This is a genomic window from Runella salmonicolor (assembly GCF_024158025.1).
GTDB lineage: Bacteria > Bacteroidota > Bacteroidia > Cytophagales > Spirosomataceae > Runella > Runella salmonicolor.
In genome coordinates, this window is sequence record NZ_JAMZEL010000005.1 from 30,446 (window position 1) to 53,612 (window position 23,167).

The 23,167-nt window shown below is 46.8% G+C and carries 18 protein-coding genes and 1 tRNA gene; 12 read left to right on the forward strand and 7 right to left on the reverse strand.

Features of this window, described 5'->3' with window-relative positions; translation table 11 throughout:
- Nucleotides 1-13: 13 nt before the first annotated feature.
- Nucleotides 14-796: a DUF6242 domain-containing protein gene (locus NCI00_RS13530; protein WP_253528401.1), complete on the reverse strand. Its 783-nt coding sequence runs from the start codon at nt 794-796 to the stop codon at nt 14-16.
- Nucleotides 797-1,055: 259 nt separating this feature from the next.
- Here NCI00_RS13530 and NCI00_RS13535 point away from each other — a divergent pair, with 259 nt between their 5' ends.
- The 10 genes from NCI00_RS13535 to NCI00_RS13580 all read left to right on the forward strand — a co-directional run bounded on the left by NCI00_RS13535 (nt 1,056) and on the right by NCI00_RS13580 (nt 14,172).
- Nucleotides 1,056-1,742, forward strand: a complete 687-nt coding sequence (locus NCI00_RS13535) for an RNA polymerase sigma-70 factor (RefSeq protein ID WP_253528403.1) — start codon at nt 1,056-1,058, stop codon at nt 1,740-1,742.
- A 72-nt stretch (nt 1,743-1,814) separates the two neighbouring features.
- Nucleotides 1,815-2,819: a FecR family protein gene (locus tag NCI00_RS13540; RefSeq protein WP_253528405.1), complete on the forward strand. Its 1,005-nt coding sequence runs from the start codon at nt 1,815-1,817 to the stop codon at nt 2,817-2,819.
- Between the two features lie 20 nt (nt 2,820-2,839).
- Entirely contained in the window at nt 2,840-6,391 is a 3,552-nt protein-coding gene (locus tag NCI00_RS13545; protein WP_374758840.1) for a SusC/RagA family TonB-linked outer membrane protein, read from the forward strand.
- A 27-nt stretch (nt 6,392-6,418) separates the two neighbouring features.
- Entirely contained in the window at nt 6,419-7,942 is a 1,524-nt protein-coding gene (locus NCI00_RS13550) for a SusD/RagB family nutrient-binding outer membrane lipoprotein (RefSeq protein WP_253528407.1), read from the forward strand.
- 28 nt (nt 7,943-7,970) lie between these two features.
- Nucleotides 7,971-8,744 carry an HpcH/HpaI aldolase family protein gene (locus NCI00_RS13555; RefSeq protein WP_253528409.1) on the forward strand — a complete coding sequence of 258 codons (774 nt, stop codon included), beginning with the start codon at nt 7,971-7,973 and terminating at the stop codon, nt 8,742-8,744.
- 59 nt (nt 8,745-8,803) lie between these two features.
- Nucleotides 8,804-10,243 carry a GntP family permease gene (locus NCI00_RS13560; RefSeq protein ID WP_253528411.1) on the forward strand — a complete coding sequence of 480 codons (1,440 nt, stop codon included), beginning with the start codon at nt 8,804-8,806 and terminating at the stop codon, nt 10,241-10,243.
- Nucleotides 10,244-10,319: 76 nt separating this feature from the next.
- Nucleotides 10,320-11,180 carry a 2-hydroxy-3-oxopropionate reductase gene (locus NCI00_RS13565; protein WP_253528413.1) on the forward strand — a complete coding sequence of 287 codons (861 nt, stop codon included), beginning with the start codon at nt 10,320-10,322 and terminating at the stop codon, nt 11,178-11,180.
- A gap of 57 nt (nt 11,181-11,237) precedes the next feature.
- Nucleotides 11,238-12,353 (forward strand): mannonate dehydratase, encoded by a 1,116-nt coding sequence (locus tag NCI00_RS13570; protein WP_253528415.1) that lies wholly within the window; start codon nt 11,238-11,240, stop codon nt 12,351-12,353.
- A 143-nt stretch (nt 12,354-12,496) separates the two neighbouring features.
- Entirely contained in the window at nt 12,497-13,801 is a 1,305-nt protein-coding gene (locus NCI00_RS13575; protein WP_253528419.1) for an enolase C-terminal domain-like protein, read from the forward strand.
- Between the two features lie 89 nt (nt 13,802-13,890).
- Nucleotides 13,891-14,172: a hypothetical protein gene (locus NCI00_RS13580; RefSeq protein WP_253528423.1), complete on the forward strand. Its 282-nt coding sequence runs from the start codon at nt 13,891-13,893 to the stop codon at nt 14,170-14,172.
- A gap of 31 nt (nt 14,173-14,203) precedes the next feature.
- Here the strand turns inward: NCI00_RS13580 and NCI00_RS13585 are convergent, their stop codons facing one another.
- On the reverse strand, nt 14,204-14,644 hold the full coding sequence (locus NCI00_RS13585) for a hypothetical protein (protein WP_253528425.1): 441 nt from the start codon (nt 14,642-14,644) through the stop codon (nt 14,204-14,206).
- A 152-nt stretch (nt 14,645-14,796) separates the two neighbouring features.
- Nucleotides 14,797-14,869, reverse strand: a tRNA-Thr gene (locus NCI00_RS13590).
- Here NCI00_RS13590 and NCI00_RS13595 point away from each other — a divergent pair.
- Both NCI00_RS13595 and NCI00_RS13600 read left to right on the forward strand, forming a co-directional pair.
- Entirely contained in the window at nt 14,862-15,008 is a 147-nt protein-coding gene (locus tag NCI00_RS13595) for a hypothetical protein (RefSeq protein ID WP_253528427.1), read from the forward strand. The genes NCI00_RS13590 and NCI00_RS13595 overlap by 8 nt on opposite strands.
- Nucleotides 15,009-15,158: 150 nt before the next feature.
- Nucleotides 15,159-16,094, forward strand: a complete 936-nt coding sequence (locus tag NCI00_RS13600) for a carbohydrate kinase family protein (RefSeq protein ID WP_253528429.1) — start codon at nt 15,159-15,161, stop codon at nt 16,092-16,094.
- 64 nt (nt 16,095-16,158) lie between these two features.
- On the opposite strand, the gene NCI00_RS13605 is transcribed toward NCI00_RS13600, so the two are convergent.
- The 4 genes from NCI00_RS13605 to NCI00_RS13620 form a co-directional block, all read right to left on the reverse strand.
- Nucleotides 16,159-16,734: a hypothetical protein gene (locus NCI00_RS13605; RefSeq protein WP_253528431.1), complete on the reverse strand. Its 576-nt coding sequence runs from the start codon at nt 16,732-16,734 to the stop codon at nt 16,159-16,161.
- A gap of 81 nt (nt 16,735-16,815) precedes the next feature.
- Nucleotides 16,816-18,453 carry a SusD/RagB family nutrient-binding outer membrane lipoprotein gene (locus NCI00_RS13610; RefSeq protein ID WP_253528433.1) on the reverse strand — a complete coding sequence of 546 codons (1,638 nt, stop codon included), beginning with the start codon at nt 18,451-18,453 and terminating at the stop codon, nt 16,816-16,818.
- Between the two features lie 118 nt (nt 18,454-18,571).
- Nucleotides 18,572-21,769: a SusC/RagA family TonB-linked outer membrane protein gene (locus NCI00_RS13615; protein WP_253528435.1), complete on the reverse strand. Its 3,198-nt coding sequence runs from the start codon at nt 21,767-21,769 to the stop codon at nt 18,572-18,574.
- A gap of 574 nt (nt 21,770-22,343) precedes the next feature.
- The gene (locus tag NCI00_RS13620) at nt 22,344-23,126 is read right to left on the reverse strand and encodes a patatin-like phospholipase family protein (protein WP_253528437.1); all 783 of its coding nucleotides are present in this window, start codon (nt 23,124-23,126) and stop codon (nt 22,344-22,346) included.
- Nucleotides 23,127-23,167 lie beyond the last annotated feature (41 nt).

Genomic DNA, 23,167 nt, shown 5'->3' on the forward strand with positions numbered 1-23,167 from the left:
CTCAACTGTTTTCTTAGCCTTTCGTGCGATACAATGTACCGTTTTCAATGACGTAGAGTGTGTTATCCATGGCAATAATGCGCGTTACTGCGCTCAGGAGGCCTTTTTCGCCTACTTGCTCGTAGTTTCCGTTTTTATCAGTTTTGAAAAGCGTTCCGTCAGCTTCTACACTCCACAAAAAGCCACGGTCGGCCACCATCGCAATGGTATTTTCCCAATCTCCCACCTTGCCTACCTGCTGCCAGCGCAGGGTTTTCATGTTGCTTTTATAAAGTGTACCTTTTTCGACCGTCCACAGATGTCCGTCCATGGCTTCGAGCATTTCGGCATCGGTAAACTCCCCATCATTACCGATTTGTCGCCAAGTACCGTCTTTGGAGGTTTCGTAAAGCGTTCCGCTGGTTTCAATGCTGTAAAGCTTTCCATTCAGGCCTACCATTCCCTGCGTATCTTTCCAATCGCCCGGTTTACCCACTTGTCGCCAAACTGCCTTTGAGGGAATTGTCTGGTAAAGAGAGCCATCTTCAATGGTCCAAATTTCGTTGTCCAACGACACCAGCAGGTCGGCATTATCAAATAATCCTTTATCGCCAAGCTGTCGGTAATTTCCCTGTTTATCGGTTTGAAACAGCGTCCCGTCTTTTTCAATGCTGTATAAGTAGCCACCCATGCCCACAACACCAATGGTATTTGCCCAGTCCCCTTTTTTGCCTACCTGTTCCCATCGTTGGGCGTTCAGAAGCAGAGGCGATAAAAATGCCGTACAAACCAAAGTAGCGAGTAATAATTTCTTCATTTTCATTCAACGTATTTTTTTAAGTGTTAGGCTCAAAATTACTACAATTCGGTATAATTCATGCGTTCATAAGGTTTTAGTATTTTAGACCAGAAAACGGGTATTTAGGGTTGATTTTTAGTTGAAAAATTAATAACATTCAAAAAAATAAAAATATTTTTATATTTATGTAAGGAGTTCCGACCTCCCAACTTGTCTTAGTAGTAGATTACGGAAAGGTATATAAATCCTTCAGCAATATTACCCTCAGGCACAAACGATGGAGCAGGCGTACAACGAACCTTACGAAGAGCGAAACCCAAAAGCCTTGGGTGCTCCTTCCATTCCGCTTAACCCAGCCAACCCACCTCTCAAAACCACTTTTGAGTTGGATGATGAATTGTTTATCCGCAAAACGCTGGAAACCAGCCTGCGGCTTGGGGTAGAGTTGCTGTACAAACGCTATTACCAACCGATGTGTACGCACGCGGTGAAGTTTGTCGGCTCGCGCGAAATTGCCGAGGACTTGGTTTCTGAGATTTTCTTTCAGTTTTACGCCAACAAGACTTTTCTGGAAATAGATTCTTCCTACCGTCTGTATTTGTTTCGGACGGTGCGAAATCGGGCGTATAACCATCTCCGTTGGGATTTGAGCCGCAAAGCCGACCTCGGCGAAGCTGCCCAAAAACCCATCCTCGACGAGCAGCAACCCGACCAAATCAGTCAGTTTGAAGAATTATACCACGACGTAGAAGAAGCCGTAAACAAGCTACCTCTCGAACGGCGGCGGATTTATCTGATGCAAAAATTTGAAGGTAAAAAGTACCGCGAAATCGCCGACGAACTCAATCTATCCGTCAAGACCGTCGATGTACAGCTCACCCGCGCCAACCAGTACATTCGAGATCTTTTGAAAGACAAGTGGTTGCTCTCATTATTCGCTTTCCTTACGGGGCTTTTTCACTGATTTTTTATGTAAAACTCCTCGCTTGTAAGGAACAAAAAAACGATTCTTGTCGGGTCACAAAAGAAAGCATCAATGAACGCAGAAATCAACAAAGAATTCATATTCAGCTATTTGTCAGGAAAAACATCCGCCTTACAAAAACAAATGGTTGACGAGTGGGTCAAACACCCCTCCAATGAAGAGCTATTTTATAAGTGGTTGGTCGAGTACGAGTACCAACGTCCTCAATATTTGACGAGCTTGCCCGAAGCCCTTGAACGGTTTCATGCCTACGCCGACCAATTTGACCAAAATCCGTCCCTTATTTTCCCAACGGAAGAAACCCCACTTCCTACACCGCGACATTTCGGGCTATGGATGCTGGCGGCCTGTTTGATTGGAGGACTGTTGGTCGGCAGTTGGGTGTTCAGAAACAATATCATATATCAAACCCACAGCACGGCGTTTGGTGAAACCAAATCATTGGAGCTCAGCGATCAGACCAAAGTGACGCTCAACGCAAATTCATCCCTGCGGGTACCGCGTTTTGGTTTTGGGGCCAAAACCCGCGAAGTGTTGTTGACGGGAGAAGCCAATTTTGACGTAAAACATACGCCTAATCATCAGAAGTTTATCGTCAAAACCAACAAGGGGTTTGAGGTTGTGGTGCTAGGTACGGAGTTTACGGTGTACTCGCGTCAGCAAACCGCCAAAGTCGTACTCAACAAGGGCAAAGTGCAGTTGCGCTACCGCGAAGGGCAAACCCAAAAACAGGTTATCATGAAACCTGGCGACTTGGTGACGCTCGACCAAAGCAATCACCTCCAGCAGGAAGTAACCCCGCAACCCGAAAAATACGCCGCGTGGAAAGACCATCGCTTTGTATTTGATGATACTACGCTGGAAGAGTTTGCCAAAATAATGGATGAAAACTACGGGATTCAGGTCATTATCAAAGATGAAACCCTTTCAAAACGCACGCTCGTAGGGTCTTTTCGCGCCGAAAACGCGGACGAATTACTCGGTATTGTCTCCGAAATTTTCAATATCAAAATTGTAAAAACGGGTAACACCGTGATTCTAACTGATAACCAATAGCCGCTAAACCGTTCTCTACTATGAAAAAAAGCCTACAAAAATCCTGCGGGATGGGTTTCATGCTCCTAGCTTTGTCGCTAAGCGGGCATCCCATTTGGGCGCAAACCTACGCCCGTGCCTACAAGCTGCCTCAAAAATCAGAGGCCGCCGCACCAACCATGCTGAAGTTGAGGGATGTGCTCAAAGACCTCAAAAGTCGCTATCAAGTAGATATTTTGTTTGAGGGTGGCCTAGTAGAAGGCATTACCGTTTCTTCTGATGTCGTCAATTTGAACGCAAATCTGGAACAAAATCTGGACCGTATTTTACGGACATCGGGCCTGAGTTATAAGAAAGTCAAAAACGGTTCCTACGTTATTTTGGAAACCAAAAAATCTCCTAAAACGGCGGAAGCTGACGCCCGATTTCAAGAGAGTGTCAGTCCCGAACAACCCACCGAAAAACCCATAACGAGCGAAATACCGCAAGTGAAGAGTTTGGAAAAGGCGGAGGTAATGGCACAAACCGTCAAAGGAAAAGTTACCGATGAAAAAGGCACGGGGCTACCTGGTGTGAGCGTGTTAATTAAAGGCACCCAGCGAGGCACCACCACCAACGTGGATGGCGCTTTTCAGTTGGAAGTACCCGAAACCGCTGCCGTATTGGTTTTCAGCTACGTAGGCTATGAAAGCAAAGAAATCACCGTTGGCAATCAGACCAATATTTCCGTTTCTTTAGCCCCCGAAAGCAAATCTTTGGGCGAGGTTGTCGTGACGGCCTTGGGGATTAAAAAACAGGCCAAAAGCATCGGCTACGCCACCGCCACGGTAGGTACGGAAGAGATGACCGTAAACCGTACCGCCAATTTTATGAATGCCTTGCAGGGAAAAATGGCGGGGGTAAACATCACATCGTTGGGCTCTGGGCCAGCGGGAACAAGCAAAATCCGTATTCGCGGGCAATCTTCGTTCGGCGGCAACAACTCACCTCTAATCGTGGTCAACGGCGTGCCGATTGACAACACCAACAACGGTGCGCGGGGCGATGTTTCTGAAAAGGGAAGCAATAGAACCTCCGACGGTGGCGACGGATTGAGCAGCATCAACCCCGACGACATCGAGGCCATGACGGTCTTGAAAGGGGCAGCCGCGTCAGCCCTTTACGGGTCACGAGCCAAAGATGGGGTTATCATGATTACCACCAAAACACGCGGCACAGGCTCGGGGATTTCGCTGAGTTACAACTCTAATTTTACGTCTGAAACTCCGTTGGATTACACTGATTATCAATACGAATACGGACAAGGCGAAAACGGCGTTCGCCCTACGGCACCTTTTCCCACCTCAGGTCAGTGGAGTTTTGGAGAGAAGTTTCAGCCTGGCATGACCCATATTCTTTTTGACAACATCACCGTTCCGTACGAGCCGCAGCGCAATCAAATCTCAAAGTTTTATCAAAAAGGTTACACTTGGACTAACACCTTGACCCTGTCTTCGGGCAACGAAAACGGGGGCTTCAGTCTTTCGGTTTCCAACTTAGACAACCGTACCATTTTGCGCAACTCTGGCTACGACCGCCGAACCATTAATTTGGGTTTTACGCAAACGCTTAAAAAACTGACCGTTTCGGGCAACGTTAACTACTCTAACGAGTACCGCAAAAATCCACCAAACATTGCCGAGCAGGATTACAGCCCAGTAATTATCTTCAACATGGCCAATTCGATGCCGTTGGATTTATTGGAAAAATACGCCTCCGATGCCAACGGCAACGAAACTGTATGGTCGCGCTTTACCAACCGTACCAACCCTTATTTTGCCCTCAAACGTTTTGATAACATCCGCAACGACCGTGTGTTTGGCAACCTGACCGCTCGCTATAATTTCACCAATTGGCTGTTTTTGCAGGGTCGAGTTGGTCAGGATTACTATTCTCGTGAACAGGATTACAACTTGCCCACGGGCACCCAACGTCAACCCGCCGCTCCCGCCGGATTTGTGAACGGCCAATACGTGCAGGATGCCCGCAACGTGCGCGAACTCAACGCTGACTTCTTGTTGGGAGCCAATAAAACCTTCGGTGCTGTGGGCGTCAACGTGAACGTAGGGGGCAACCAAATGTATCGCCGCATCAGCCGCCATAACGTATTTGTCCAAGATTTTTACACCCGCGACCTGTACACCATCGGCAATAGCCGCCAGCGCGACGCTACCTATGAGTTCTCGGAGCGTCAGGTAAATTCGTTGTATGCGTCGGCAGAGGTTTCATTCAAAGACTATTTATTCTTAAACGGAACCGTCAGAAACGACTGGTTTTCAACCTTATCGCCTGCCAATCGCAGCATTTTATACCCTTCCATTACGGCGAGTTTTGTGTTCTCGCAGGCATTTGCTACCTCTTTACCCTCTTGGATTAACTTCGGTAAAATTAGGGCTGCCTACGCCGAAGTGGGAAGCGACACCGACGTGTCGCCGTATGCCAACAACCTTTTTTATGGCATCAATCCCCAGCAATTTCCGTCGCCGAGCGGCGTAGCACAGCCTTTGGGAAGCATCAGCGGCTCAACCGTTCCGAATGCCAACCTCCGTCCAATGCGGGTTTCGGAGAAAGAGTTTGGATTAGAGTTGAAGCTGTTTAACAACCTGATTGGATTGGATTTTACGTACTACGACAAATTGTCGTCCGACCAAATCCTCCGCGCTCAAACCTCCAACGCGGGCGGCTACCTCAATCAATTAATCAACGTCGGCCAAAGCCGTAATCAAGGTTTGGAAATGTTGGTCAATCTAAACCCCATCAGACGTCAGGATTTCAGTTGGAATTTTATTTTCAATGCGGCTTATAACAAAACCAAAGTACTTGATTTGGGCAGTGGCGTGAGCGACAATATGATTACCGTCGGCACGGGTGACTTTACGGGTGAACTGCGCCAAGTGGTAGGCCAACCGATGGGACAATTGTTTGGCTTTGGCTACCTCCGCGACGCCCAAGGCCGTCAGGTATTTGATGCTGGTAATGGCCGTCCGTTACGTACGCCAACCCAGATTGCGTTTGGCAGTGCGCTGCCGCTGTGGGTGGGTGGATTTACCAATAACCTCACATACAGAGGCATAAGCCTTTCATTCTTGATTGATTTCAAACTAGGCCATAAGATGATTTCGGGCACCAACCACAACGCGTGGCGGCACGGATTGCACAAAGCGACGTTGGTGGGAAGGGCCGAAAACTTCGTCATCGGAGATGGGGTAAACCCCAACGGCGAGGTCAACAAAACCAAGTCAGGCGTGCAAGCCTATTACGAAACGGTACGCTCTCAAAACATCGCCGAAGAGTTTGTGTACAACGCAGGTCTGTGGCAATTACGCCAAATCACGATTGGCTACGATTTCACCAAATTCCTCCCCACAGCCATTCCGTTCATCAAAGGACTTCGGCTCAATGCCGTCGCCAACAACGTGGCCGTGCTCAAAAAATGGGTTCCCAATATCCACCCCGAACAATTCGGTTTTCCTTCCGATAACCTGATTGGACTAGAAGCCACGGGATTGCCCGTTACACGCAGTATCGGATTTAATCTGAATGTTAAATTTTAAGATTCAAATCACCAAAAGAGAATCAAGATGAAAAAAATACGTATTTATCTCCCAATAATCGCCTGTTGCTTTCTGGCTTCCTGCGACAAAGGATTTGACGAAATGAACGTCAACCCCATTGCCCTGACCGCTGTTGACCCCGGATACCAGCTCAACACCGCTATCGTCAACACCGCGCCGGGTTACGGTAATTTGAGTTACGAAACCACCATCGTCAAGCAAATGATTACGCCTTTCAGTGGTCAGGGTTCGGCGGCAAACTTCAACCAGGACAATCGGGGTGTAGCCTCTGGCAACTGGAATACCTACTATCAGACCAATATCAAGGAATTGACCGACGTGGTGGCCAAAACCAAAGACCTCCCTGCGCGTTCTAATCTTTACAACATGGCCCGCATCTGGAAAGCCTATTCCTTCATGTTGTTGACCGATACCTACGGCGACATTCCCTACACGCAGGCAGGCAAAAACTATCTGGAAGGCATTGCCACTCCCGTTTACGACACGCAGGAGTCAATCTATACCGCTATTTTGAGTGAATTGGATGCCGCTTCGGCTGGTCTGGATGCTTCCAAAGCAAGAGTAGCCAGCGATGTTTTGTACGACGGAGATGTGACCAAATGGAAACGCTTGGGCTATTCGCTACTGCTGCGCGCGGCCATGCGCCTATCAAAAGTTAACCCGACCAAAGCTGCCGAATACGTAGCCAAAGCCGTGGCGGGTGGGGTCATGCAAGCCAATGCCGACAATGCCATCATTCGTCATAACGCCAATTTTACCAACCCTGTGGGTTCGCAACTCAACGGCGGCCAATCGGCTTTCTTTTATTTGGCCGAGGATTTTGTCACTTTTTTAAGCAAAAACAATGACCCACGTTTAGCTTCGATTGCGGTTAGGTACGTGGGGGCCACCAGCGGCGCACAGCAGGTAGAATCCCGTGCTAATCGCACACCAGGGGTTCAAATCGGAGCACCTTTGGGCTACGACAACACCACCATCAGCGCAGCCGTAACGGCCAACAAACTGGCGAGTCTGTGGGATTACAGCCAACTCGACCGCACCCGCATGGCGGGTCTGGCCGCGCCAAGTTTTCTGGTTACCTACGCCCAAACGCAACTTTTACTGGCCGAAGCCGCTTTTCGGAAATGGACCACAGGCGACCCCACCGTCTTGTACGCCAACGGTATTCGGGCACACATGCAGCAATTTGCAAATTATGGAGCAAGCACGGCCATCGCCGACGCCGCCATCACCACTTACGTCCAAGCCAATCCGCTCGCGGTTGGCAAAGAATTGGAGCAAATCAACACCCAATACTGGGTTGCTTCTTTTCTGATTGGGCCCGAAGCATGGGCTAATTTTCGTCGCAGTGGTTACCCAATTTTGACGCCAAACCCTTATCCGGGCAGCGACCTTAAGACCGAGCCATTTATTCGTCGCCTGACTTATACCGACGCCGAGCTGAACGTAAATAAAACCAATGTAGAACAGGCCATTAGCCGCCAAGGCCCTAACCTTTTAGATACCAGAATATGGTGGGACAAGAAGTAAATCATCTTGTTTTCATCCTTTTTTATACATGAAAAATCTAAAAAAACGACTCCAACAAGGAGAAACCCTCAACGGGTGTTGGTTAAATCTTGGAAGCCCACTCACGGCTGAAATCGTAGGACTCTCAGGGTTCGATTGGGTCTTGATTGACTTAGAACACGGTGCCGGTACGGAAAAGGATGTATTGGCGCAATTGCAGGCGCTGGAAAGCACGCCTACGGCCGCCTTTGTGCGCGTCGAGAGCAGTGATTCTGCCCGTATTTCACGGGTGTTGGACATGGGTGCGGCGGGCGTTATGTGCCCCAAAGTAAACAATGCTATCGAAGCCAAAAAGGTAATCAACGGCCTGCATTATCCGCCGTTCGGCAACCGAGGCGTGGCCAAAATGGTCCGGGCAACGGGATTTGGGCAAAATTTCCAGGCGTATTACGACGCCTCAAAAGAAAGCCTTTTAGGTATTATCCAAATCGAAACCGTAGAAGCCCTGAACCATCTGGACGAAATCGCCGCGTTGGAAGGGGTCGATGTACTTTTCATCGGGCCCGCAGACCTTTCGATGGAACTCGGGATTTTCGGTCAGTTCGACAATCCAATTTTCATCGACGCCCTCCAAAGAATCATTCAGGCCGCCCAAAAATCGGGCAAATCGACGGGTATCTTGTTTTTCAATCCCGACGATTACCAAAAGTACCACGACATGGGCATCCGTTTCATTGCCTGCGGTGCCGACGCCACCTTTGTGGCCGACGGCGCACGGGCCATGGCTAAAAAATTAGCAGCAGCCCGGGCAACGTATACCTAGTACCGAAGCTTTCCGACGATTACCCACCAACCAACCTCCGTTCCTAAACCTTTTTTTGAATGACTGATCCCATTTTTATCCTATCCGTTGGTGTTCTTATCGTAGTCGGTGGCATCATTGGGCTTAAATTACACCCCTTTTTGGCGCTTTTGTTAGGGGCATTTGTGGTAGCGTTGATGACGCCTGCTGCCGTCATTGAGCAGTTTGCACTGGCCAAAGGCACTGCTCCTGCGGCGGCATTGGCGTTATCCAAAAAAGGCATCGGCGAGCGCATTGCCACCGAATTTGGGAATACCTGCGCCAAAATCGGTATCCTAATTGCCATGGCCGCCATCATTGGCAAATGTATGCTCGAAAGCGGCGCCGCCGAGCGCATCATACGGTCAGTTTTACGCCTCACGGGCATCGACAAAGCACCCGCCGCGTTTTTAGTGAGCAGTTTCTTTTTGGGTATTCCCGTGTTCTTTGACACCGTTCTTTTCCTGATGATTCCCTTGGCCAAAGCCATGACGTTACGGATTGGCAAAAACTACCTTTTACTCGTTTTGTGTATTATGGCGGGTGCGGCCATGGCTAATTCACTGGTGCCACCCGCCCCCGGACCGTTGTTTTTGATTGGAGAAATGCATATTCCGATTGGTTTGATGATGATTGCCGGCACGATTGTCGGGCTGTTTACCATTACTGCTGGCTATTTTTTCGCCCTGTGGGCCAACAAAAAATGGCCGATTGAACTGCGAGATTCATTGGATGCTAAGCTGGAAGACCTCAAATCCATTGCCGCTAAAGAAACCAAACACCTGCCCGGGTTGGGCGTTTCGTTGCTGCCAGTACTGATTCCCATCGTGTTTATCTGCGCCGACACCTTCCTGAGTAATCTATTCAAGCCGGGTGAGACCCAATCGCCCTTTTTGAGCAATCTCATCACGGTTGTAAAGTTTTTCGGCGACAAAAACATTGCCATCGTCACGGGCGGGATTGCCGCTCTATTGCTATTGGCCAGCCAAAAGAAAGACAACAAAGAGGGCCTTACACCTTTTGTGCAGGCAGCTTTGATGAGCGGCGGCGGCATTATTTTGATTACAGCGGCGGGCGGGGCTTTTGGCGGAATGTTACAACAAACAGGCATTAGCGCCCGCATTGCCGACATGACCAAAGAGTACCAAATGGCCCTCATTCCGATGGCGTTTTTCATTGCCGCCGTGGTGCGTACCGCCCAAGGTTCGGCTACGGTTGCGCTGATTACCGCGTCGGGAATTTTGTCGGGAATGGCCAATAATGCCAATCTGGAGTTTCACCCCGTGTACTTGGGCCTAGCCATCGGCTGTGGCTCTAAGTTGGTGCCTTGGATGAACGATGCAGGTTTCTGGATTATCTGTAAACTCAGCAATTTGACCGAAAAAGAAGCCTTGAAAACCATTTCACCTCTACTAGTAGTGATGGGATTGACGGGCCTCGTGGTCATCATGATAGGGGCAAAACTATTCCCTTTGGTGTAAAGATTCTAACGTAATTATAACTCAATCGCTCTTTGTCCTCTGCGGGGCTCTGCGTGATACATTTATTTTTAAAAATATGGAAAAAGTAGGATTTATCGGACTAGGAATCATGGGAAAACCCATGGCTTTGAACTTACTGAAAGCAGGCTACCCCGTGTCTGTTTTGAGCAAAAGCAGCGCCGCCACCGAATTGACCGAGGCTGGCACAACAGCCTTTTTGACAACTAAAGAACTAGCCCAACACTCCGACGTCATCATCACGATGTTGCCCGATTCACCCGATGTGGAGCAGGTGGTTTCGGGAGCCGACGGCGTGTTGGAAGGCATTCAAGCGGGGGCGTTGTTTATTGATATGTCGACCATTGCACCAGCTACGGCGGTGAATATCTACCACTTAATGCAGGCCAAAGGCGTAGAGGCCTTAGACGCTCCCGTTTCGGGCGGACAAGTCGGGGCCGTTGGCGCCACGCTTTCAATCATGGTTGGCGGTAGTGCCAATGCTTTTGAGCGAGCATTGCCGTTGTTTCAGGCCATGGGCAAAAACATTGTGCATATCGGTGAGCCCGGCGCGGGTCAAACTACCAAAGCCTGCAACCAAATGATTGTCGGCATGACGATTCAGGCCGTGGCAGAGGCTTTTGCCTTGGCCCAAAAAGCGGGCGTTGACCTCGAAAAAATGCGGGAAGTATTGCTCGGGGGCTTTGCCCAAAGCCGCATTCTTGATCTCCACGGCAAACGCATGATTGACCGTAATTTCAACCCCGGCTTTAAAATAAAATTACACAAAAAAGACATGGGCATTGCCCTCCAAACGGGCGAAGAATTTTCCGTGCCTCTCAAAGGCACGGCGTTGGTAGCGGCCCAAATGGAAGCCGCCGTAGCGCAGGGAAACGGCGAACTCGACCACAGCTCGCTGTTATTGCTACTGGAAAAATAATCTTTCAACGCCCTTTATCCAACTGTAACCTTTAACCGTGGCTTGCCACTTACTACGATGAAACGTACCGATTTCCTAAAAACAATGACGGCAGGCTCCGTAGGAGCGGCCATTTTCGGGCCCGATCACGCCAAGGCCGCCACCTTACCTACTCCACCCAAAAAAGTACTCATGAAAGTGGGTTGCCAATCGGGCGGCACGAGTGTGGAAAATCTCGAATTTAAAGCCCGCCACGGGGTATTTAATATCGACGGAGGCTCTCCAAAAATCATTCCCGGCAAGGGATGGGACTTGGAAGATTCATTGGCAAAAAAAGAAGCCTGCGAGAAGTACGGCATCAGCCTTGACGCTTACCACTATCCGCTGACCTCGGCAGGGATTGATAGAGTAGCCTACCCTAATATAATGCTCGGCAAAAGTCCAGAGCGCGACCGCGAAATCGAATATCTTCAGCAGATGATTCAGGTAGCGGGCAAAACGGGCATTAAAGTATTGAATTACAACACCACCATACTGCCCGTGCTTCGCACTGGAAAATACACCGACCCCAAACGCGGCAATGCTGAATACAGCGCGTGGAATTATGAAGAAGCGTTGAAAAGGAATGACCCCAAGACAGTAGCGGGGGATGTTTCTGTTGATCAGATATTTGAGCGAATCACTTACCTACTCGACCGTATTCTGCCCGTTGCCAAGGAGTATAAAGTTAAATTAGCCAACCACATCGCCGACCCACCAGTACCTGCCGCTTATCGGGGCGTAATGCGTTGGAATAGCCCCGATGTTTTTAAAGGGATTCAACGTTTTGCCAAACTTTACGACAGTGAATACCACGGGTTTAATTTTTGCATCGGCTCCATTGCCGAAGGTTTGAAAGACCCCAAAAACGACATTTATCCCATCATCAAATGGGTTGGCGAACGCAATCAGATTTTCAATGTCCATTTGCGAAACATCAAAGGCAATTTTAATAACTTTCAGGAAGTGTACCCTGACAACGGCGAAATGAACTTTGCGCAGGTAGTCAGAGCGTTACGGGATGTGGGCTATGCAGGCATGGTCATGCCCGACCACGTGCCCCACCACCACGACCCCGCCGCCAGTTTACAGGCTTTTTCGTTTTGCTACGGCTACATTAAAGGACTACTGCAAACCGTTTCGGAAGAAGTGTGAGGTTTTTAACATTACACAGAGGAAAATAGCATTTTTATAAAGAACCACAGAGAGTATTTTCTTTGTGGTTCTCATCTTTAACTCCGTGGCTCTCTGTGTAATAAAAATCGCTAATAAAATATTTTTAAAAAATCACTTTTCTTATGTCATCTACATTTGGCCCCCGTATCAAAGAAATCATCATTACGCCCATTGCCGTTGTTGACCCGCCCCTGCTCAATGCGGCGGGGCTGCACGCTCCTTATGCGCTTCGTACCATCATGGAGGTGATTACCGACGATAATATTTCGGGCATCAGCGAAATACCGGGGAATAAAGATATTGATGCGGCTTTGGAAGAAGCCAAAGCGTTGCTCATCGGTCGGGATGTATTTCAATTAAATGAAATCAGGCATGTGTTGGTGGAGCGTTTTGGTACTGACACTTCGGCCCAACGCGGCGAAACACCTTGGGACCAACGCAAATTGGTGCATATTTTCAGCGCCGTAGAAGTGGCCTGCATGGACATCATCGGTAAAGTAACAGGACGGCCAATTGTGGATTTGCTGGGTGGAAAAATGCGCGACCGCGTGCCTTTTTCCGCCTATCTTTTTTATAAATACGAAGGTGCGGGCGGAGAATTAGCTTTTGACATCGACCCCAACGCGACGGGATGGGCCGCTGCCCGACAGGCAAGTGCCTTGAATCCAGCAGAAATTGTAGCCCAAGCCCAAGCCATGTGCAAGGAGTGTGGTTTTCAATCTATTAAACTCAAAGGCGGCGTGTTTGAGCCGCGTCAGGAGGTAGATGCCATGTTTGCATTGTACGATGCCTTCGGCCCGAATGTCCCGCTCCGTGTTGACCCCAACGCCCTCTGGACCGTAGAAACGGCCATCAAATACGGCAAAGAAATGGAGCCGATTCTCGAATATTTAGAAGACCCCACACGCGGGCAGGAAAACATGGCGAAGGTACGCAAAGCCCTCAAAACGCCGCTTGCTACCAATATGTGTACCACATCGTTTGAGGATATTCCCAACAGCATTGCCCTTGGCTCGGAAGATATTATTTTGAGCGACCATCATTTTTGGGGCGGCCTGCGCGCCTCCATGACCCTTTCGGGCATTTGCGAGACCTTTGGGCGCGGCTTGTCGATGCACTCCAACAGCCACTTGGGCATTTCGTTAGCGGCCATGGTGCATTTGGGCGCGGCATTGCCAAAAATGACGTATGCCTTAGACACGCATTACCCTTGGCAATCGGACGAAGTTATCGTGGGCGGGCGTTTTAAGTTTGAAGAAGGCGCCGTACTCGTGCCGCAAGAACCCGGCTTGGGCGTAGAGCTTGACCGCGAAGCGTTGGCAAAACTCCACCAAAATTATCTTGCTTGCGGCCTCACCAAACGTGACGACGAACCCGAAATGCAAAAAAAGGTTCCCGGCTGGAAATTCAAATCGGTTCGCTGGTAATGCCTCTGCGTTATTGCTTTGTTCTGAAAATTCTGGTACTTTGTAAAATAAAGGGAGACTTTACGAAACAAAACGCAACCTATTTTTGAATGAAGTTAACGTGGACATTCTATCCGAAATATCAGGACAGCATCACCCTCACCGTGGTGTACGTGCCCGAATTGGATAATCATCACTTACCCAGGGGCGGTTTTTTATACGAGCCTACCAATACGGCTTACGTCAACTACGACTCTTATCGCTGTTTTGACAAAGGCGACACCAAGATGAAACAGGACGCCTTCGGGCAGCTTGTTAGAATCTTGGAGCCAAAAGTCGTATTGCCCAATGAGTTGTTGCTTGATTTTAAAACGCCAGAGCGGAGGGTTTGACGGAACATTTCATTTATCCTTCGCTACTACTCTACTGTTCATAAAAAGAGTTTCCACAGGCATGGGTTTTGGTTTTGCCCCATTTTTTAGTATTCTCTTCCCTAGTCAGCAATTTAATGTAGCCCACAAAAGGCAGGCGTGCGTCTGCCAACTTTTTCAACGCCACTTCATCAACCTGTACAAAGTAAAAAGTCCATCCGCTGCATAAATCATAAGAGAGGCAGAGTGTTTGATTGTGAGGACAATAGTTAATCAACAAGTTGGCCTCACTTACCTGTACTTCATAAAACTCGTACTTTTTATCTTTATTTTTTCGGTAAAATCCATACAGCTCCCCTGCCATTTGCTTCTGGATTTCGATAGCACTTTCTCCTTTTTTCGGGCTATACTCGAAGGTTTCAGGATACGATGTTGCCAATGAACAACTCATTAACCAAATGGCAAGCGGTAAGAGAAAAATACAACTTTTCATGTTTTTTGAAAGTCTCAGGTGTTTTTACCTAAACCAGCACTGGTTCATTAGAGAAAATACTGCCCAAATTAGCTGCGAATCCTATCACCAATACCACTAGACAAAAACAACCTCCCTGGTTATCAGAGAGGTTGTTTTTACTGTTAACTTCGAGCCTCCAACAGGACTTGAACCTGCGACCTACGCATTACGAATGCGCCGCTCTACCAACTGAGCTATGGAGGCTTATCATTATACCACCTACACATCACCAACGCTCCGCTCTATCGAAACGTCGAACCGCAACTGGGCTATGGAGGCTTATTATTATACTACCTACACATCACCAATGCCAGGCTCTATCGAAACGTCGAACCGCAACTGAGCAATGGAGGCTTATTAATTCCCAAATAGGTGTTTGCAAAATAAACAAACGCTTATCTGTCATACAAGATTTTATCTCAAATTTTGTGCCAAATTTCTCTTTTGCAAATCTGCAAACCATTCCTAAATTGCAGTCTATTTCCTAAAACCTATGATGACTCGAAAATACGCCTTAGTGTCGGTGGGGGAACTCCTTGCGGACTTAATCGGAACTGAATTTACGCAAAATCTCGCAGATACCGAAATCTTCAAACGATTTCAGGGTGGCAGTCCCGCCAACCTTGCCGCCAACATGGCACGTCTGGGAAACTCAACGGCCCTAGTCGCTTGCGTTGGAAATGATAATGTGGGAACGTACCTCGTAGAAAAAGTAGCCGAAACGGGTGTTGATACCACTTATATTGGCCGAGACACCCACGCGCCCACTAGCATTGTGCTAGTATCGCGCACCAAAGGTACACCCGACTTTATCGCTTATCGCACGGCCGACCGCATGATTCAAGCCGCGTATATTCCCGATGATTTACTTCAAAATGCCTCATTTTTTCATACTACCTGTTTTGCTTTGAGTCAGGAGCCCGCCCAAAGTGTCGTTGTAGCCGCCGCCCCGCGCGCCAAAGCCGCTGGGTGTATTGTGAGTCTGGACGCCAATTATGCACCTTCCATTTGGCCCGACCGCACGCAGGCACAGCAGGTTATTGAAGATTATTGCAAAAACGGGGCTTTCGTAAAACTCAGCGAAGACGATGCCGAGCGCATCTTCGGGCAAACCCTTTCCAATGATGCCATTATTGCAAAATTCCACCAAATGGGCGCACAATTAGTGTGTTTGACATTGGGAGGCAAAGGCAGTATTGTCTCCTCTGATTATGGGAAACAATATGTAGAGATTGCAGGAAAGCCCATTGAAGTAAAAGATGCTACTGGCGCGGGCGATTCGTACTGGTCTGGCTTTCTGACGGCGTGGTTGGATGGCAAATCACCCGCCGAATGTGCGCAGGCTGGCGCCAATATAGCGGCCCTGAAAATCAGCACCGTGGGACCACTACCTGCTAAAGTTGACAGAGCTATTTTGTATAAAGGATAATATCGTCACATAAAAAAATAGCAGCCCCAAAAGGCTGCTATTTTTTTATTACAAAAGTATTTTTTTAGTTTACCACGTTCAACCGGTAGAAAAAGGGAGAGCTGTAAAAAGCTCCTCCTGTAATATTCAACCCTGTATTGGCCGCATTAAACGACTTACCGTTGGTCAATTTCATGGTAGCACTGATTTCAAAGCGGTCACCAGTTGATACATCAGCGGCGGTCAACTTTGTAGCTGTTAGAACATCCGCACCCGTGATTACGAGGGTATGTCTTGGATAGCCAGTAGTAGCATCTTTGGTATATGAAGAAGCAGGGATAGAACGCAGCGTAACATCTGAAGTGCTTTTATTGCCATTGGCAGGGGTTGCATCTACAAATTTTACGGTTAAATCGTAGGAGGAAAACAAAGCTCCTTTATCAGGAGTAACTGCTTCCAATACGGCCTCCATTTTCGTCCCCGCCATGTTGGCTTTACTTACACTAAATGTAGCAGCCGCTACTGGATAAGGGGTCACTGTACGCATGTATCCACCTTGCTCCAAGTTAAAATCATCGAGTTTTTCCACCATCTCAGTCTTACAAGCCCCAAAAAATAGGCTTACGGCTAAGATAAGCGAAGAATATTTGATTAGTTTCATTGTCATATTAGATTTAAAGTGATTTGGTGATTAGGTAATGAGTTATTTGATAGAAATCAATAACTCATTACCACCAACTTTTTATTTCAACATGCCAGCAGGATTGGTATCCCAAAATACAGGCAACGTCATATTAGCCTTCTGTTTGGCGTTAGAGTTACGGGCAATATACGAAGTTGGGTAGTAGAACGAACGTATAAATCCACCCACGTTTGGATCTAAGCCTGGCTGCAAATTAGCAGGTTTACCAGTACGACGGTACATGTTGTAGGCTTCAATACCATTTCCATACAGTGAAAGCCAATACTCCGTTGCAATGATATTGAGGCGATCGCTATCAGCAGTAGCTTTGTCGTAAGCGTCCAAGGTTTTGGCTACGTATTTGTTTACTTCATCCGCCCATACAATGCCGTTGGCAGCTTCAAAAGTGCCAATTTTACCAGCTTCGGTGCTACCAAGAGCCAAAGCTCTAACATCGGCCATTGATTTACGAATACCAGATTCAAGCAGTTTCTTAGGATCTCCTGCCGTTTTCAGCGTCAGTGCTGATTCTGCCAACATAAAATCTACAAAAGATTGCATCATGATTGGGTGAATACCAGCTCCGCCAGCACCTGCTCCCAGAGAAACACCTACACCTGCGTTGTTGTCATAAAGACCTCCTGCGGGATAAAGCCCCCATGCAGTACGCAACAAACCATCTGGTGGTATACCTTCGTTGCTCAGGTGGTCGCGTCCCCAATAACCTACCCCTGTAGGGAGGCAGAAATAGTCACTGATTGAATAATGACCAGGTTTTGCATTCGTAATGCAGCGCAAGGCATTAACATCGGTTGGGTTTCTGACAGTCTGACGATAGAAGTAAAAACGAATACGTGGGTCACTACGGTCATACATTACACCCATGTATTGGTTTGATTGATAATCACCACCACCTGTTGGGCTGTACTGAGCTGCATAGCGTGGGTGACGCGTATCAGGGTTGGTCAAGTTAGTACCATATTTGAAAACAAAGTTTTCGGCATTAGCAGAAATCAGTTTCCCACCTGCAATCAAAGCATCAATTTTAGATTTTGACCCTGCGGCATCTTTCAAACGAAGGTTTAGTAACATCTTTAATTTAAGGGAGTTAGCAGCACGAATCCACCGATCAGCATTCCCCGCGAAATAAAGGTCACTAGTCAAACCTGCTTTAGATTTTGCATTCATATTTTCGACGGCCTTATCTAAGTCAGCAATAGCCGCGGCATAAATCCCTTCACCAGCATCAGCTTTTGGGATAAAATTGGCGGGGTCGAGCGCTTCGGTGAAAGGTACGTCGCCATAATGATCCACCAAATTGGCTAATACCATAGCACGAGCGATACGTGCTACTCCAGCGTGTTGAAACAACTCTGCTTTTTCAGCCAGTGGAATAATCGTCTTTACGTCGTTTAGGATTCCAGCATAAGCGGTATTCCAGTTTCCATCCTGCCCCCCTGGAGAAATAGCGTTGTCATAAATGGCAGCCCCTTGGTTAAGCATCCGAGTAAGGCGCATCCCTGCGTCGCTAAATCCGTTAAAATGACCAGCCAGACTAATTTGGATGTTATTGAGCAAGTAATTGATGTCAGTACTGCCAGTAGTTACGGCGTTGGGGTTATCCAACAAATTGAGCTCACAAGAACTCACTACAACCGTAAGCAGTGCCAACAAGGATATTTTAATTTTCTTTATCATTGTTGTTGATTTTAAGTTGATTGTTGATTTTAAGTTGCTATTGCAATTGATTTTAAGTAGCATTTTCAATGTAAGCATCAACTACTACTTTGAATCCATAAAATCTTCTTTCATTAGGTTAGAATGATAATTTCAATGTACCACCGATACGGCGAGCACTTGGTCCAGTCAAGAATTCAAAACCAAGTCCATTGCCGACGCCTAAGCCTAAGTTATCCGTATCAAAATTCAAATACTTTGGAAAGTTAGGAGCTAGATACCAAAGGTTGTTACCTGTCAAGGCCACCGACGCACCTTTAATCCCTATTTTTGAAAGAGGTCCTTTAGGTAACTGATATGACAACGATAATTCCTGCAAACGAATGGTAGTAGCATCAAAAACACGACCTTCATCACCAAAGAAATACACGTTGTTGAAGCCTACATCGGAAGCTGTTACTTGGTGGGTATTTGCCGAGCCATCTGCTTTCACTCCAGGGAAAATAAACGTCTGAGCACGGTCGTATCCTACCTCAAGTCCAGTGTCTTTGCTCAAACCCCGCCCTAAAATTGCTCCTGCTGTAGAAGAGTACATAGCCCCTCCGTGGCGGTAGGCCCACATCATGTTGAGCGTAATGCCTTTGTAGCTAAATTCATTGATAAAGCTTAGATTAAATGCAGGGTTAGGGTTACCTAAAATAATGGGAGAAGTAGTAGTTTGTAAATAACCCTGACCATCAATCAGAAGTTGTCCTTGCTCATTACGGCGGTATCCTGTTCCTTTGATAATATTGAAAGGTTTTCCAACAATGGCGTAGTTACCCAATGCCGAGCCAAAGCCCGTTACTTGTACTTCTTGTAACGTACCACCCAAATCAAGTACTTTAGGGACGTTGCGCGAATATACTAGCGTAGGCTCCCAAGAGAAGTTCCCACTTTTAACCGCCGTACCACCAATACTCAATTCGATACCTTCGTTACGCAACTTACCAATGTTGATGGTTGTAGCGGTAAATCCAGTAGAAGCATCCAACGGCGAATCTGTGATCAAGTTACGAGTATCGCGACGGTAAAAAGTTAAATCTGCATTTACGCGGTTGTTGAGGAATTTACCTTCCAAACCAAATTCGAATTCGGTTTGTAGTTCAGGTTTCAGATTAGAGTTCCCCAAAACATTGCTCACCGCATGAGTCTGCACCGCAGCACCAGCTGAATTCAAGAAACCACGGGCGCTTTGGTCGAGAATATTACGCGTACGGTAGGGGCTTGGAAAACCCGCTGAAGTACCCACCCCAGCGCGAACTTTTAAAAAGCTTAAAAAGTTACTTTGCAGGCCTTCAAAAGCAGAGGTAGGAACAAAAGAAATACTACCTGAAGGATAGAAAATGCGACGGTTCTCCTTTTCAACGGTCGAGGTCCAGTCATTACGAGCCGCAAAGTTTAAGAAAAGGTAATTGCTGTAGTCAGCAGTTAATTCGCCATAAATACCCATACGGGTTTCTTCGGTGGTAAAATCTTGGGCAACGTTGTCAATGAAGTTACTGTGGCGGAACAAGTTACGTGCCAATTGGTTTTGGCTCGTTACCACGTTTCCTCTATATGTATCATTACGAATGTTACCACCTAATTTACCCGCTACGTTTAATTTAGACGTGAGTGCCTTTGAATAAGACAAAATCAAATCGTTGTTCCAAATGGTATTCTTTATATCAAAAGTATTGTAAAAGCCATTGACCAGCTGTACACCGCCCTTGTTGAATTTATACTCCTGATTTTCAGAATAAGTATCCAAACCTACCCGATACGTAAGTGCCAAGTCTTTAGCCAAGTCAATATTTACTGAAGTGGTAGTAAAGATGCGGTTTACGACATCGGTCGTTTTATAATTTTGCAACATCCAGCGGGGGTTAGGGATGTCATTGCCCGAGCGAAAATACACGCTACTACCATCTACTGGGCTTTCGTACGGCCAGCCCATCAAGTCCACTTGGCGAGGTGTAAACATCACGTGAGAGATGATTGAAGGAAAGCCACCGTTCGAACCGTTACCATCACCACTATTCAAAGGTGGGGTAGCTTGATCTGTATTAGCGAAATTGAAGGTAGTATTGATCGTCACTTTTTTGCTCAGTTGGGCATTCAATCCTAGGCCCAAGTTCAGCTTCTTCAGATCATTATTGGCAATATACCCTTGCTCGTTTACATAACCTGCCGAGATATTGTAGCTTACCTTTTCTCCACCACCCGAAATATTAAGTGAGGTATTGGCTATTTTTCCAGTACGAAAGAAATCTTTTACGTTATTAGGAAAAGTTTGCATGGTGTATGGACTAACAGAAGCCACATAGTCAGCCATAGCCCCTCTCAACGCAGCGTTTGACAAGAATGCGTAAGGGTGGTTGGTTAAAGCAGTATTGGTGTTTTGTGAAGGATAAATTTTAGCTTCTTCAATGGTAGGTCCCCAGTTAGAAAAGAAGTATCCCAAGTTTTGTTGGAATCCACCTACATATTGATTTTGGTACTGTGGCAAATGGGCAGTGTTGGTAAAAAAGGATTGTGTAAGGCTATATTCCGTTTTACGGGCTTTTTTACTCCCCCCTTTGGTAGTTACCAAAATTACCCCGTTACGGCCTTGGTCACCGTACAATACGGTTGCCGCCAAACCTTTCAGCACGTTAATACTTTCAATACTGTTAGGGTCCAAATCCAAAAAGCGGCTTGACGCCGATTGACCTCCCCCTGTAAATCCAGCACGTGAGTTGGTATTTGAATTGAAAGGTACACCATCTACTACAAAAAGCGGCTGGTTAGACCCAGTAATAGAAGAATATCCGCGAATTGTGATGTTTGTACCCGTTCCCGACACACCAGAAGTTTGGGTAATATTAACCCCTGCCACTTTGCCCTGAAGTACACGACCTACGTCAGCCTGCGGACGGTCTTGAATACCTTTGGCATCTACCGAAGCTACCGAATAACCTAATGCACGTTTTTCGCGTACAATACCTTGGGCGGTTACAACCACTTCAGAGAGCTGCTTGGTATCTGCGGCTAATTTAACATCCACTGTCGTACGATTACCGATATTAATCTCTTGCGAAACAGTACCCACAAAACTAAATACCAAAGTGGCACTAGTCGGAGCCTCGATTGAATAACTTCCTGCGGCATCGGTATTCACACCTTTGGATGTACCTTTTACCACGACCGATACGCCTGGCAGGGGGCTTCCATCCTCTGCCGAGGTCACTTTCCCCGTGATTTTACGGTCTTGAGCTACCCCAGTAGCCCAAACCATGCACACAAGCAGAAAGTTGATACATAAAAATTTCCTCATAAGGGTAATTTAGTTTGGTTTGATTAAAGTGAAACATGTATGGAAAAATCGCTGAAGCGCTAAAGTGAAGGCAATAGAAAAACCGAGCAAAACAAGTTTGTTTAGCCAATCACAGTTTTGAAAATGTTGCCTGTTCCTATCCTAGATCAGAGGGATAGAAAATTTGGGGAAGTAAGAGATAGAGTTACGATTCATAGGGTACTTGTTTAGTTAGGTTAAGAAAATTTCTGAACGTAAAGTAAAATAAAGAATATAACAATTCAAACAGTGGGCTTATTGGGGAAATGAGAAATTTCAAGCCCAAAAAGAATGAAATTACTTGTACTTACAGTAGATAATATTGTCAAAAAAGGCCTTTTTAAGCAAAATTTCTAAGGAATTAGGGCCTATTTACGGTATTAACAATTGTCCCTAAAAGTCAAATCCAAAATTGTTTCTTTTAAAAAATTCTTTAAAAAGTACAATAAAAACCTTGTAAAAAATCAATTTAACCGCAAAAAAAATAGCCCTATGCGAAGGAGTTTGTCTAAAAAAAAGGGGGGTTCGTCTATTTTAGTGAGTTATAAAACAGCATTTATTGCTTTGGTAAATTAGCGTAATCTTCTAGCATACGCAGTTTATCGGGAGACTTGGTGACGGAATGGTAGCCAACCAGAAAAATTTCGCGGGCTTTCCGAACATCAAATATGTCGTATTTCCCTACCTCTTTTGGTTCAAACAGCAATTGGCACTGTAGAGTACGTTCTTGTGTTTTATTGCGAACGGCCAGCAATAAACTGCGCTCAATGACGGTCCGCATTGAGCGGATTGGCTTATCTGGAAGCGGAGGGTTACAATTGACCCCAATTAAGAAGTTTACTTCATCTTTTAAGAGCGGCTCGATGGGTAGATTATTCAAAACGGCACCATCCACAAACAGCCGCTTATTGTGGCGAATGGGTTCAAAGATGCCCGGCAAGCAACTTGAAGCCATCAGCGGGCGAATCAACTCCCCCGATTGAAAATACACAATTTCGCCAGCTTCTATGTCGGTGGCTGCAACAGTGAGAGGGATTTTTAATTTTTCAAATGAATTATGGGGTAACAACTCCCGATAAAGCTCTTCGGCTTTGTCCATTCTCAATAGGCCAGGGCCGTTAAACGAAGGACGAAGGTATTTCAAAAAGTTGATTGTAAGCAACTTAGCAAGCACTTCATCTGGACTATGCCCGTGGGCGATAAGCGCCCCAACGATGGCCCCCGCGCTCGTGCCCGAAATAGCAGCAATATCTACCTTTCGCTCCTGTAACGCTTTTATTACCCCAAGGTGCATGATGCCTCGGGCACCTCCTCCCGACAGTACTAATCCTATCTTCATTGACAAAAAAACGATTGTTAGATTCTAAATTAACGTAAAAT

What these genes read in the sequence shown, in the direction of transcription:
- NCI00_RS13535 (WP_253528403.1), top strand. Translation starts at nt 1,056, where the DNA reads ATGGAGCAGGCGTACAACGAACCTTACGAAGAGCGAAACCCAAAAGCC.
- NCI00_RS13615 (WP_253528435.1), bottom strand. Translation starts at nt 21,769, where the DNA reads ATGAGGAAATTTTTATGTATCAACTTTCTGCTTGTGTGCATGGTTTGG.
- NCI00_RS13595 (WP_253528427.1), top strand. Translation starts at nt 14,862, where the DNA reads ATGGAGGCTTATCATTATACCACCTACACATCACCAACGCTCCGCTCT.
- NCI00_RS13545 (WP_374758840.1), top strand. Translation starts at nt 2,840, where the DNA reads ATGAAAAAAAGCCTACAAAAATCCTGCGGGATGGGTTTCATGCTCCTA.
- NCI00_RS13575 (WP_253528419.1), top strand. Translation starts at nt 12,497, where the DNA reads ATGTCATCTACATTTGGCCCCCGTATCAAAGAAATCATCATTACGCCC.
- NCI00_RS13530 (WP_253528401.1), bottom strand. Translation starts at nt 796, where the DNA reads ATGAAGAAATTATTACTCGCTACTTTGGTTTGTACGGCATTTTTATCG.
- NCI00_RS13560 (WP_253528411.1), top strand. Translation starts at nt 8,804, where the DNA reads ATGACTGATCCCATTTTTATCCTATCCGTTGGTGTTCTTATCGTAGTC.
- NCI00_RS13610 (WP_253528433.1), bottom strand. Translation starts at nt 18,453, where the DNA reads ATGATAAAGAAAATTAAAATATCCTTGTTGGCACTGCTTACGGTTGTA.
- NCI00_RS13580 (WP_253528423.1), top strand. Translation starts at nt 13,891, where the DNA reads ATGAAGTTAACGTGGACATTCTATCCGAAATATCAGGACAGCATCACC.
- NCI00_RS13620 (WP_253528437.1), bottom strand. Translation starts at nt 23,126, where the DNA reads ATGAAGATAGGATTAGTACTGTCGGGAGGAGGTGCCCGAGGCATCATG.
- NCI00_RS13540 (WP_253528405.1), top strand. Translation starts at nt 1,815, where the DNA reads ATGAACGCAGAAATCAACAAAGAATTCATATTCAGCTATTTGTCAGGA.
- NCI00_RS13585 (WP_253528425.1), bottom strand. Translation starts at nt 14,644, where the DNA reads ATGAAAAGTTGTATTTTTCTCTTACCGCTTGCCATTTGGTTAATGAGT.
- NCI00_RS13555 (WP_253528409.1), top strand. Translation starts at nt 7,971, where the DNA reads ATGAAAAATCTAAAAAAACGACTCCAACAAGGAGAAACCCTCAACGGG.
- NCI00_RS13605 (WP_253528431.1), bottom strand. Translation starts at nt 16,734, where the DNA reads ATGAAACTAATCAAATATTCTTCGCTTATCTTAGCCGTAAGCCTATTT.
- NCI00_RS13550 (WP_253528407.1), top strand. Translation starts at nt 6,419, where the DNA reads ATGAAAAAAATACGTATTTATCTCCCAATAATCGCCTGTTGCTTTCTG.
- NCI00_RS13565 (WP_253528413.1), top strand. Translation starts at nt 10,320, where the DNA reads ATGGAAAAAGTAGGATTTATCGGACTAGGAATCATGGGAAAACCCATG.
- NCI00_RS13570 (WP_253528415.1), top strand. Translation starts at nt 11,238, where the DNA reads ATGAAACGTACCGATTTCCTAAAAACAATGACGGCAGGCTCCGTAGGA.
- NCI00_RS13600 (WP_253528429.1), top strand. Translation starts at nt 15,159, where the DNA reads ATGATGACTCGAAAATACGCCTTAGTGTCGGTGGGGGAACTCCTTGCG.